This is a genomic window from Novosphingobium sp. CECT 9465, assembly GCF_920987055.1.
Taxonomy (GTDB): Bacteria; Pseudomonadota; Alphaproteobacteria; order Sphingomonadales; family Sphingomonadaceae; genus Novosphingobium.
Window position 1 is genome coordinate 2,087,057 of record NZ_CAKLBX010000001.1, and the last position, 11,923, is coordinate 2,098,979.

The following is an 11,923-nucleotide window of genomic DNA, read 5'->3' on the forward strand; positions in this document are numbered from 1 at the left end:
CTGTCATGGAGGTTTGCGTGCCTGCTCCGAAACTGCTGCTGGTTGAAGACGATACGGCGCTTGCCGAACTGGTCGAATACCGCTTTCGCGGTGAGGGCTACGACGTTCGCACCACCGACGATGGCGACGAAGCCCTGCTGCTCGCCGCCGAAGACGCGCCTGACCTTGTCCTGCTGGATTGGATGATCGGCGGGACCAGCGGCATCGAAGTGTGCCGCCGCCTGCGCCGCAACAAGGAAACGGCGCACGTCCCGATCATCATGCTCACCGCCAGGTCGGATGAAGACGATCGCATTCGCGGGCTGGAAATCGGCGCGGACGATTATGTCACCAAGCCGTTCTCGCCGCGCGAACTGATCGCCCGTGTCGGCGCAGTGCTGCGCCGTGTGCGCCCTGCCCTTGCCGGGGAAACGATCACCGTGGGTGACCTGTCGCTCGATCCCACTGCGCACCGTGTGATGCGGCGTGGCACACCGATGAAGGTTGGCCCTACCGAATTTCGCCTGCTCCGCCACTTCATGGAACACCCCGGCCGCGTATTCTCGCGCGGGCAACTGCTCGATGCGGTGTGGGGCAGCGGCAGCGATATCGAACTGCGCACCGTGGATGTCCACATCCGCCGCTTGCGCCAGGCTGTCGCCATTCCCGGTGCAGCAGACCCGGTACGCACCGTTCGTTCGGCCGGATATGCGCTCGAAGGCGTCTAACGGTCCATGCGTTTTAGCGCGACATTGTAGTCCAGCAGGCCCGGCTTTTCGGTGCATGGTCCCGGCCGCGCAAGCACGCAATACTGCTGTTCGAACAACGGGGTCGTGGGCGACATGCACCCGACAAAGCGGTAATTCTGCGGCAATTCGCCAATATGCTCAATCGGTGCGATCGCCACATTGAAGCGGCCCTGCGCAACCTTGGCGGCTGCTTGGGTATTGATCAGCAACGCAGGGACATCGCGGTTCAAAACCGCGCGCGAAATGAACGGAACGTCGCGTATCCGGTAAGTCGCCACCCCGCATAGCCCACGCTGGTTCCGCACGGTCTGCATCGCGCGCAATGGTGCCTTGCCTACATTCCAATTGATGCGGAACGGCTCGGTGGCGCCAACCTGTAGTGATGCACCGAGCCAGAGCGCCAGCACCCCCGCCAGCATCGTGTTCGACAAAGCCTTGCCGCCCCGCTTTGCCCACCAGCTTGCCAGATCGACCGAGCCGATTGCCGCGATCAGCACCAGTAACGATACCGCCAGAAGGATGAAGCGGTATTCCTTGTGGCCGACGGCCGAATGCACCGCGATCACCGCCAGCGCGGTCAACAGCAGCATGGGATAGCGTCTTGCCCCCAGCACCAGCACCGGTGCCAGGGCGGCGGCGACATATTGCCACTGCCACGCCAGCACCCGCAGATACCAGTCCGGCGGCTCCAGACCGAAAGCGTGACTTCGGTTGTCCACGATGTTCGCCAGCACATTGCGCATGATCCACAGCAGCGGCGCCTGCCCCATCGCTGCGTTGGCCAGAACATCGCACAGCACCGCCAGCGACGCGCCACCCAACAACGCAGGCCAGGCCTTGCGAAAATCGGCCCGTCCTGCCCAAAGAAACGGGATGGCTACTGCCGGCCCCAGTGGAAAGCGCGCAATAACACCCAGCCCCAGCAGAAAGCCCGCAGCCCAGGCCTGCCGGATATTGCCCGTATCGCGAAAGCGATAGAGCAGCGCCAGCCCCGGCAGGATCGCCAGAACCGAAAACGTATCGCTTGAAGTGCGCGAGGCGAAGTAGGCAAAATCGATCCAGACCGCTGCCACGAACCCCGCCGCGATGGCATGGCCCCGGCTAATCCGCCGCCCCAGCGCCCACCCCGCCCAGACGGTGCCCAGTGAGACGAACGCCATCATCAGGCGCGGCAGGACAAGGTGCAGCTCGCCCAACGGATCTATGGTGTAGCCCAGCCAGACCGGGGGCAGCATGAACAAGGGAATCAGCCAGCTGCGTATGCCAAGCCGAATGTCCCACGTCCTGATCCAGTCACCGGTCACCACGCCATAGGCCGGTTCGATATATTGCCAGACCTCGTCCGCGTGGTGATAGACGGTCAGCCACGCAATGGGCACCCGAACTGCCAGCGCCAGCGCCATCAGCGCCAGAAGGGCCGGATCGAACCCTTTGCGGCAGATCGTTTCGCGCACCCCCCGCGCGCCGTCAGTGACCGATGTAGGTCGTCAGATCAAGGTCCGCCACCGTGATCCATTCGTTGAAATAGTTGGCGTAGAAAAAGCCGAACATCAGTGCAGACAGGATCGTGGCGCGGATCACGATCTTGCGCGCCGAAAAGTTGGCAGGCGCGCTTTCCGCCTGCCCCTCGACTTTTTCGGTGCCGGTCTCATCGTTTGTCCGTACGCCGAAAGGCAGCACCAGAAACCCGGCCATGACCCAGAACAGGCCATAGATCGCGATGATCGAGGTCCACTTCATCCCGCTCAGCCTTCCCGCAACAGGACCTGGACAACCGGCTTCTTGCCAGACCAGCGCTGGCCCGTCCGCCGCACGGCAAGCCGCACCGCTTCTGCCACCGCCAGACGATCACGCTTGCGGTCGCCGCGCAGTTTGCGCACCGCTTCGGCTGCCTCGACCTTGGCGTCGGCAACGAAGGCTTCCATGTCCTCGTCCAGCGGAATGCCGATCGAACCGATGTCCACGTCCGACACCAGTTGCCCGTCTGACCGCACCGCCAGCGCAACACTGATCAACCCGCCCTGCGAAAGCTTGCGGCGCGCAATGATCGCCTCGCCATCGGCGGGTGCGATGATATCACCATCAAGGATAAGACGCCCCGCCCGTTCTTCGGACAGCTTCTTCGGGCCGTTGGGCGCAAGCCTTATCAGATCGCCATTCTTCTGGAGGATCGCCTTCGGAATGCCTTCGTCCAGCCCCAGTTGCGCCTGTTCGGCCATGTGGCGAATCTCGCCATGGACCGGAAGCAGGATTTCAGGCCGAATCCAGTCATAGAGCGCGATCAGTTCAGGCCGTCCGGGATGGCCGGAAACATGAATCATCGACTGGCGATCCGTCACGATGCGGATGCCCTTGTCCACCAGCGAATTCTGGATGCGGCCAATCGCCAGTTCGTTGCCGGGAATCTGGCGGCTGGAAAACAGCACGACATCGCCCCGTTCAAGCCTGACGGGATGCTGCTCGCCCGCGATCCGCGCCAGCGCGGCGCGCGGCTCACCCTGCCCGCCTGTTGCCAGCACCAACAGTTCACCGCGCGGCACGTCCATCGCATCGTCTGGATGCACGAGGTCCGGGAAGTTCTTGAGATAGCCGCAGGATTTCGCCACGCGAATGATCCGGTCAAGCGAGCGGCCAGCGACACACAGCCGCCGCCCGGTAGCTTCGGCAACTTCGCCCAGCGTCTGCAAGCGCGCCACGTTCGACGCGAAAGTGGTCACCACCACGCGCCGCCCCTTCTGCGCAGCCACCACGTCCATCAACCCGTCGCGCACTTCGCCTTCGGAACCGGACGCCTTGGGATTGAACACGTTGGTTGAATCGCACACCAGCGCAAGGATGCCCTCGTCGCCGATGGCCGTCAGTTCCTGCTGAGTCGCGGGTGTGCCGATGCGCGGCTCGTCGTCCAGCTTCCAGTCGCCGGTATGGAATATCTTGCCGTGCGGCGTATCGATCAGCAACGCATTGCCTTCGGCGATCGAGTGCGCCAGCGGCACGTAACGGATGCCGAACGGTCCCAGTTCGAACCGGTCGAGATGATCGATGACGTTAAGTTCGACCTCTTTCTCGATCCCTGCCTCAAGCAGCTTTTCGTGGACCAGCCTGGCCGTGAAGGGCGTCGCGTAAAGCGGTACGCCAAGGTCCTGCGCAAAGTAGGGCACGGCGCCGATATGATCTTCATGCGCGTGAGTGAGCACCACGCCGATCAGGTCGTCGAGCCGATCTTCGATGAATTCCAGATCGGCAAACACGAGATCGACGCCGGGATAATGCGGATCGGCAAAGGTCATGCCGAGATCGACCATCAACCATTTGCCGTCACAGCAATAGAGATTGACGTTCATCCCGATTTCGCCCGACCCGCCAAGGGCGATAAACAAAAGTTCCCCAGAATTATTCTTTAAAACTTGTGATTTCACTTGGATTTGCCTTGTGTGAGCGCGACCCGCTCTGCCAGAATGGCAAGGCCATCCAGCGTCAGGTCGGTATCGACGTGGTCGAAAATATCAGTGTGATCGCCAAACAGCACGGCCAAGCCCCCGGTAGCCACAACTTTGGCGGGGCGGCCGATTTCGGCGCGCATACGGGCGATCAGGCCTTCCATCATCGCCACATAGCCCCAGAACACGCCGATGTGCATCTGGTCTTCGGTGTTGCGGCCAATCACGCTTTTGCTTCGCGTAGGCGCTTCGATAGCTATCCGCGGCAGTTTGGCGGCCGCATTGACCAGTGCATCGAGCGAAAGGTTGATACCCGGCGCGATGATGCCGCCCTTGTACGCCCCATTGAAATCGACGACATCGAAGGTGGTCGCCGTGCCGAAATCGACGACGATAAGGTCACCAGGATAGCGCGCATGGGCCGCAATCGCATTGACCGCACGGTCCGCGCCAAGCGAACGCGGTTCGTCCACATCGGCTTCGAATCCCCATTCCACGGGTGGCTGCCCGGCAACGAGTGGATCAAGGCCGAAGTACTTCTGGGATAGCACCGTCAGGTTGTGCAGGGCGCGCGGCACCACTGTCGAAATCAGAATCTGATCGATGGCGGCGCGATCTATGCCTTCAAGCTGCATCAGTTGCAGCAACCATACCGCATATTCGTCTGCCGTCCGGCGCGGATCGGTTGCCACGCGCCAGCGTGCCTTGATCGCACGGCCCTGGAACAGCGCAAACACGATATTGGTATTGCCGACGTCAACCGCCAGAAGCATGGGAACCCACCATTTCTATGTCGCCCGCGTGGATGGCACGGACCGCACCGTCCGCCAAGCGCAGAAGGGCAACGCCATTGTCATCGATGCCTGCAAAGGCACCGATGATCTCGCCATGGTCGCGATCCTTTACCGATACAAGCGTTCCTGAGGGCAAGGCACGCGCGAGCCACTGCGCGCGCAGCACCGGCCATTCGCCCAGATGCCAGCGGATCAGCGCATCGGCAAACCGTTCGGCCAGAACGGCGGCGAATAGATCGCGCGAAACCGGATACCCCAGGCCTGCCAGCGATACGGTTTGCCGCCCCGGCACATCGGGGGCTTGCGCCAGATTAACGCCAATCCCCACGACCACGGCGTCACCATGCCGCTCAAGCAGGATGCCCGCCAGTTTGGCATCGCCTGAAAGCAGGTCGTTCGGCCACTTGAGCACGATCCCGTTTATGCCCGGCGCAACACAAGCCACGGCGTCATGGACTGCCAGCCCCGCTACCAATGCCAGGGTCTGTGGCAAGGGATCGGAAGCGCGCAGGCCCACCATCGTCGATCCCATGAAATTGCCGAAGCCGTCCGACCAAGTGCGTCCGGCACGGCCACGTCCGGCGCTTTGCCGATCGGCTACCAGCCAGTGTCCTTCGGCAACAGCCTCGCCCCGCCCAAGCCGCGCCAAGAGCGCACCATTGGTCGAAGGGATTTCGTCGATGGTTTCGATCAAGTCAGGTCAGTACGCATAGAACAGAGAAGCCGCCGCCGTATCGGCCAGCGATCCGAGACAATTGGTCAGCAGATAGCCCAGCGGCGAAATGACCAGCACCGACAGCGTCAACAGCACGGTATGTGAAAGCTCGCCCGCGCCCTTCACCTTGTCCACCGCTTCGTCGAAGTACATGATCTTGACGACTTTGAGATAATAGAACGCGCCAATCACCGACGCCGCGATGCCGATGGCCGCAAGCGCGATGAGATCGGCCTGAACAGCCGCCTGGAACACCACGAACTTGCCCCAGAACCCGAACAGCGGCGGGATGCCGGCAAGGCTGAACATGACCGACGCCATCGACAGCGCGAGCCACGGGCGCGTTTTGGACAAGCCTGCCAGGTCGGAGATCGCCTCGACCGCATCGCCGTTTTCATCGCGCAGAAGCAGAACCGCCACGAAGCCTGCCACGGACATGGCAACGTAGATCGCCAGATAGACGAGCATCGCCGAAGCACCCGCCTGCGTCGCCGTAGCCAGACCGATCAGGATGAAACCGACGTTGTTGATCGAGGAATAGGCCATCAGGCGCTTGATGTTGTTCTGGCCGATGGCGCCCAGCGCGCCGATCACGATCGACAGCAGCGATGCGAAAATCACGACCTGCTGCCAGGCAAAGACCTGCGCGCCGAATGCTTCGAGGCTGACTCGCATCAGCAGGCCGAGTGCCGCAACTTTGGGTGCAGTGGCAAAGAAGGTGGTCACCGGGGTCGGCGCACCTTCGTAAACGTCAGGCGTCCACATATGGAACGGCGCGGCGCTGATCTTGAAGGCAAGCCCTGCGAGAACGAAGATCACCCCGAACAGCGCGCCTGTTGCCATCTGACCGGCGAGCGCCTCATGGATCGCGGCGAAGCTGGTCGTTCCGGTAAAGCCGTAAAGCAGGCTCATGCCGAACAACAGTATGCCCGAAGCCAGCGACCCCAGGACAAAGTACTTGAGACCCGATTCTGCCGAACGATCGTCCACCCGCAGGAATGCAGCCATCACATAGGCGGCAAGGCTGTTCAATTCGAGGCCGATGTAAAGCGTCAGCAGATCGCCTGCCGAAACCATCATGCCCATGCCAAGGGCCGCGAACATCACCAGCAGCGGGAATTCCGCGCGCATTGCCTTGAAGCGGTCGAAGAACGACGGCGCGACCATCAGCGTGACGCCAGAACCGGCATAGATCAGCAGTTTGCAAAACGCCGCAAAGGCATCTGCGCGATACTGCCCGCCGAATGCTTCGGTGTCCGGCCCCATTGCCCCGCCCCACAAGGCTGGTGCGACAATGATCGCGCAGGCGGTAAGAGCGGCAACCGCGGCCACCGAAATGGCGCGCGAAGCCTTGTCACCGCACCATGCCGCAACAAGCAGCAGGATCAATCCCGCAACCGACAGCAGCGTTTCGGGGGCGACAAGCGCGAGCGAACGGGCGAAATCCATCAGTGCGCCCCCCCATGGGCGGAATGTTCTTCGGCAGCAGGCTTTCCAGTGCCAGCCTTCAGATCGGCATCGCCATGCGGCTTGGCCTGCGAAAGGCGGGCGTCAAGCGCCGCGATATCGGCGCGCATCGGCGCCAGGAAGCTTTCAGGATAGACGCCCATCCACAGCACGACCGCAGCCAGCGGCACCATCATCGCCCACTCGCGCTTGTCGAGATCGAGCATTGCCGCGGCATCGGCGTTCTTCTGCTCGCCATAGGCCACGCGCCAGTAGAGGTAGAGCATGTAGGCAGCGCCAAGGATGATCCCGGTGGTGCAGACCAGCGCGACCCAGCTGGACATTTCATAAATCCCCAGCAGCGACAGGAATTCGCCGACAAAGCCGCTCGTCCCCGGAAGACCGATCGAGGCCATCGTGAACAGCAGCAGGAACATGGCATAGCGCGGCATGTTGATCGAAAGGCCACCGTAACGGGCAATCTCGCGCGTGTGCAGCCGATCGTAGATCACGCCAACGCACAGGAACAATGCGCCCGCCACAAGGCCGTGGCTGAGCATCACGATCATCGAGCCTTCAAGACCCTGCACGTTGAACGCAAACAGCCCGACCGTGACAATCGCCATGTGCGCGACCGAGGAATAGGCGATCAGCTTCTTCATGTCGGTCTGCACCAGCGCGATCAGCGAGGTGATGACCACCGCCGCCATCGACAGACCGAAGATCAGCGGCGCAAACTGCGCCGAGGCTTCGGGGAACATCGGCAGCGAGAAGCGGATGAAGCCATAGCCGCCCATCTTGAGCAACACGCCCGCGAGGATCACCGAACCGCCAGTAGGCGCCTGAACGTGTGCGTCGGGCAGCCAGGTGTGCACCGGCCACATCGGCATCTTCACCGCAAAGCTGGCGAAGAACGCGAGCCAGAGCCACGTCTGCGCATGGGCCGGGAAATTGTAGGCCATCAGCGTCGGGATATCGGTCGTGCCCGCCTCGTTCACCATCCAGAACATCGCGATCAGCATCAGCACCGAGCCGAGCAGCGTGTAGAGGAAGAACTTGTAGCTGGCGTAGATGCGATCCGCCCCGCCCCAGACGCCGATGATCAGGTACATCGGGATCAGACCGGCTTCGAACATGATGTAGAACAGGAACAGGTCCTGCGCCGCAAACACGCCGATCATCAGCGTTTCCATGATGAGGAACGCGGCGTAATATTCACCCTGGCGCTTGTCGATCGACAGCCAGCTTGCACCGATGCACACCGGCATCAGGAAGACGGTGAGCGCGATCAGCATCAGCGCGATGCCATCGATGCCCAGCTTCCATGAAAAGCCGGCGAACAGCGCGGCGCTTTCGGTGAACTGCCACTGCGCGCCGCCGATGTCGTAATTGGCCCAGAGGATCACACCGAGAACGAAATCGATCAGCGTCGCGATCAGTGCAACGCTGCGCGCCTGCTCACGCGGCACGACAAGGCATGCAACCGCTGCCACCAGCGGCACCAGCAGCATCAGCGAAAGGATTGGGAAGCCGTTCATTGTGCGATCACCCAGCTGATCGCGCCGACAAGTCCGACGAGCATGACCAGCGCATAGCTATAGAGATATCCCGACTGGAGCTTTGCGGCGGCGCGGCTGCCCTGCACCACGACCCATGCGGCACCATTGGGACCGAACCTGTCGATCACGCCCTGATCCAGCACCTTCCAGAACACGCGGCCAAGCCACATGGCGGGTACGATGAACACGAAGCGATAAAGCTCGTCGAAATACCACTTGTTGAGCAGGAACTTGTAGAGGAACCCGAACTGATCGACGAAGGCCGCAGGGAACTTGGTGTTCCTGATATAGGCATACCAGGCAATCAGCAGGCCGGTGGCCATCACCGCGAACGGCGCCCACTTCACCCATGTCGGCACATCATGCATCGCATGGATGGTGTGTTCGGCAAAGACCAGCGAACCCTTCCAGAAGTGGCCCGTGCCTTCGCTGACGAAGGAATGGTGGAACACGAAACCGGCGAGCACCGCGCCCAGCGACAGGATGCCCAGCGGCACCAGCATGTTGAGCGGGCTTTCATGCGGGTGATAGCCCGCCGTGCCGTCGCTGTGTTCATCATGGTGTGCGTGTGCGTGTGCGTGTGCGTGTGCGTGTGCGTGTGCGTGGTCATCGTGACCATGGGCATGATCGTCATGACCATGAGCATCGTGAACCGCGTGCTGGATATGCTCGGACTGATCCCAGCGCGGCTTGCCGAAGAACGTCAGGAAGATCAGCCGCCACGAATAGAAGCTGGTCAGAAGCGCCGCAAAGATGCCGAGGAAGAAGGCAAAATAGCCCAGTTCCGTACCCTTGGCATAGGCCGCTTCAAGGATCGCGTCCTTCGAATAGAACCCGGCAAAACCGAACACATCGACAATGCCCACCCCGGTAATCGCCAGCGTTCCCATCATCATCGCCCAATAGGTGAGCGGGATCTGCTTACGAAGACCGCCGTAGTAGCGCATGTCCTGTTCGTGATGCATCGCATGGATCACGCTGCCCGCGCCAAGGAACAGCAACGCCTTGAAGAAGGCATGCGTGAACAGGTGGAACATCGAAGCGCCATAAGCGCCGACGCCCGCCGCGAAGAACATGTAGCCCAATTGCGAACAGGTTGAATAGGCGATCACGCGCTTGATGTCGGTCTGCGTCGTGCCGACAGTGGCGGCAAAGATGCAGGTCATCGCGCCGACGAACGTCACCATGGCAAGCGCCGTCGGGCTGACTTCGAACATCGGCGACAGACGGCACACCATGAACACGCCAGCGGTCACCATCGTAGCAGCATGGATGAGCGCCGAAACCGGGGTCGGGCCTTCCATGGCATCAGGCAACCAGGTGTGCAGGCCAAGCTGTGCGGATTTGCCCATCGCACCGATGAACAGCAGGATGCACAGCACGGTCATCGTATCGAACCGTCCACCAAGGAATCCAATGGTCGATCCGGCCATGCCGGGCGCGGCTGCAAGGATTTCCGGGATCGACACGGTGCCGAACACCAGGAACGTCCCGAAAATGCCCATCATGAAGCCAAGGTCGCCCACGCGGTTGACCACGAAGGCCTTCATCGCAGCGGCGTTCGCGCTTGGCTTGCGGAACCAGAAACCGATCAGCAAGTACGAGGCAAGGCCCACGCCTTCCCATCCGAAGAACATCTGCACGAGGTTGTCGGCGGTCACCAGCATCAGCATCGCGAAGGTGAACAGCGAAAGGTAGGCAAAGAAGCGCGGCTGATCCGGCTCCTCGCTCATGTACCCCCATGAGTACAGGTGCACGAGGGCCGAAACGCTGGTGATCACCACCAGCATGACGGCCGTCAGCGTATCAACCCGAAGCGCCCAGGCGAAATCGAGATCGCCCGACTTCACCCAGCTCAACACCGGCGTCACGCTCGCCTCGGCATGACCGCCAAGGAAGCCGATAAAGATCGGCCAGGACAGCGCACATGATATGAACAGCGCGCCCGTCGTGATGACCTTGGCCGGAACCGCACCCAGCTGCTTGTTGCCAAGCCCTGCGACAATCGCTGCCAGCAGCGGCAGGAAAACTATGATCAGGATGGGGTTCACTGCCCGTGCCCCTCGTCATTGCGAGCGCAGCGAAGCAATCCAGTGCCCCGCGAACCGCTCTGGATTGCCACGCGACCTTCGATCGCTCGCAATGACGAAATCTTGCTAGACACCGGTTTACCCCTTCATCCGGTTGACATCGTCAACGGCAATCGTGCCGCGACCACGGAAGTAGATGACGAGGATCGCAAGCCCGATGGCCGCTTCGCCCGCCGCCACGGTCAGCACGAACATCGCGAAGACCTGCCCCACAAGGTCGTTCAGAAACGCGCTGAACGCCACGAAATTGATGTTCACCGACAGCAGGATCAATTCGATCGCCATGAGGATGATGATCACGTTCTTGCGGTTCAGGAAAATGCCCAGCACACCCAGCACGAACAGGATCGAACTGACGACGAGATAGTGTTCGATGCCGATCACAGCACAACTCCCTTGCCCGTTTCAGGCTGCATGTTGATCGTTGCGTCCTGTGGACGGCGCGCGTTCTGCTTCGACACGTTCTGTCCGCGCGTACCGCCGCGTTCACGGTGCGTCAGCACGATCGCGCCGATCATCGCCACCAGCAGGACGATGCCCGCCGCTTCGAACAGGAACAGATAACGGCTGTAAAGCAGTGCACCGATGGCCTGGATGTTCGACATGTCCGCCGCTTGCGCCGCCGTACCGCTGGCTGTGCCAAGCTGTACCCCGCCCGCGCCATGCACCACAAGACCGACGAACAGTTCGACAAACAGCACCACCGCCAGCGCAAGGCCGAGCGGGAAGTTCTTGACAAACCCTGCCCGAAGTTCGGCAAAATCGATGTCGAGCATCATCACCACGAACAGGAACAGCACCGCCACCGCGCCAACATAGACGATGACCAGCAACATCGCGATGAACTCCGCCCCCGCCAGAACCATCAGCCCGGCAGCGTTGAAGAACGCGAGGATCAGCCAGAGCACCGAATGCACGGGATTGCGCGCAAGGATCGTCACCGCACCGCTGAAGATGCAGAGCGTGGCGAAGAGATAGAAGGCAAACACCTGGATCATGTCAGCATCCTCCCCGGCACGGGGAGGTGGCGCGCGCAAAGCGCGTGACGGAGGGGTCTCTCCGCTGGGCGCAACCTTGCATCAGGACGGGAGTCCCCTCCACCACCCTGCGGGCGGTCCCCCTCCCCGTTCCGGGGAGGATAAATCCGGTTGAAA

Annotated in this window: 11 protein-coding genes; 1 reads left to right on the plus strand and 10 read right to left on the minus strand. The window is 61.6% G+C overall.

The genetic code is table 11. The features are described 5' to 3' along the window. The first annotated feature begins 17 nt into the window (after nucleotides 1-17). Nucleotides 18-707 (plus strand): phosphate regulon transcriptional regulator PhoB, encoded by a 690-nt coding sequence (phoB, locus tag LUA85_RS10155; protein WP_231469299.1) that lies wholly within the window; start codon nucleotides 18-20, stop codon nucleotides 705-707. Here phoB and LUA85_RS10160 read toward each other — a convergent pair. From LUA85_RS10160 to LUA85_RS10205, 10 genes are all read right to left on the minus strand, one after another. After that, the gene (locus LUA85_RS10160; RefSeq protein WP_231469301.1) at nucleotides 704-2,182 is read right to left on the minus strand and encodes a mannosyltransferase; all 1,479 of its coding nucleotides are present in this window, start codon (nucleotides 2,180-2,182) and stop codon (nucleotides 704-706) included. The two genes, phoB and LUA85_RS10160, sit on opposite strands and share 4 nt — an antisense overlap. A 13-nt stretch (nucleotides 2,183-2,195) precedes the next feature. Then, nucleotides 2,196-2,468, minus strand: a complete 273-nt coding sequence (locus LUA85_RS10165; RefSeq protein WP_231469303.1) for a DUF1467 family protein — start codon at nucleotides 2,466-2,468, stop codon at nucleotides 2,196-2,198. Nucleotides 2,469-2,473: 5 nt separating this feature from the next. Next, entirely contained in the window at nucleotides 2,474-4,069 is a 1,596-nt protein-coding gene (locus tag LUA85_RS10170; RefSeq protein ID WP_231469305.1) for a ribonuclease J, read from the minus strand. A gap of 71 nt (nucleotides 4,070-4,140) precedes the next feature. Continuing rightward, complete coding sequence (locus LUA85_RS10175; protein ID WP_231469307.1) at nucleotides 4,141-4,938, minus strand: type III pantothenate kinase; 798 nt, start codon at nucleotides 4,936-4,938, stop codon at nucleotides 4,141-4,143. Beyond that, nucleotides 4,922-5,653 (minus strand): biotin--[acetyl-CoA-carboxylase] ligase, encoded by a 732-nt coding sequence (locus tag LUA85_RS10180; protein ID WP_231469309.1) that lies wholly within the window; start codon nucleotides 5,651-5,653, stop codon nucleotides 4,922-4,924. Before LUA85_RS10180 ends, LUA85_RS10175 begins: the two co-directional genes overlap by 17 nt. Before the next feature lie 6 nt (nucleotides 5,654-5,659). Next, a complete protein-coding gene (gene nuoN / locus LUA85_RS10185; protein WP_231469311.1) occupies nucleotides 5,660-7,123 on the minus strand; it encodes an NADH-quinone oxidoreductase subunit NuoN in 1,464 nt (487 codons plus the stop codon). Continuing rightward, entirely contained in the window at nucleotides 7,123-8,658 is a 1,536-nt protein-coding gene (locus LUA85_RS10190; protein ID WP_231469313.1) for an NADH-quinone oxidoreductase subunit M, read from the minus strand. The genes nuoN and LUA85_RS10190 overlap by 1 nt, the downstream gene beginning before the upstream one ends. Continuing rightward, the gene (nuoL, locus tag LUA85_RS10195; RefSeq protein ID WP_231469315.1) at nucleotides 8,655-10,730 is read right to left on the minus strand and encodes an NADH-quinone oxidoreductase subunit L; all 2,076 of its coding nucleotides are present in this window, start codon (nucleotides 10,728-10,730) and stop codon (nucleotides 8,655-8,657) included. The genes LUA85_RS10190 and nuoL overlap by 4 nt, the downstream gene beginning before the upstream one ends. Before the next feature lie 117 nt (nucleotides 10,731-10,847). Continuing rightward, complete coding sequence (gene nuoK / locus LUA85_RS10200) at nucleotides 10,848-11,153, minus strand: NADH-quinone oxidoreductase subunit NuoK (RefSeq protein WP_231469318.1); 306 nt, start codon at nucleotides 11,151-11,153, stop codon at nucleotides 10,848-10,850. Then, nucleotides 11,150-11,767, minus strand: coding sequence for an NADH-quinone oxidoreductase subunit J (locus tag LUA85_RS10205; protein WP_231469320.1), 618 nt, complete (start codon nucleotides 11,765-11,767; stop codon nucleotides 11,150-11,152). The genes nuoK and LUA85_RS10205 overlap by 4 nt, the downstream gene beginning before the upstream one ends. Between the last annotated feature and the right edge of the window lie 156 nt (nucleotides 11,768-11,923).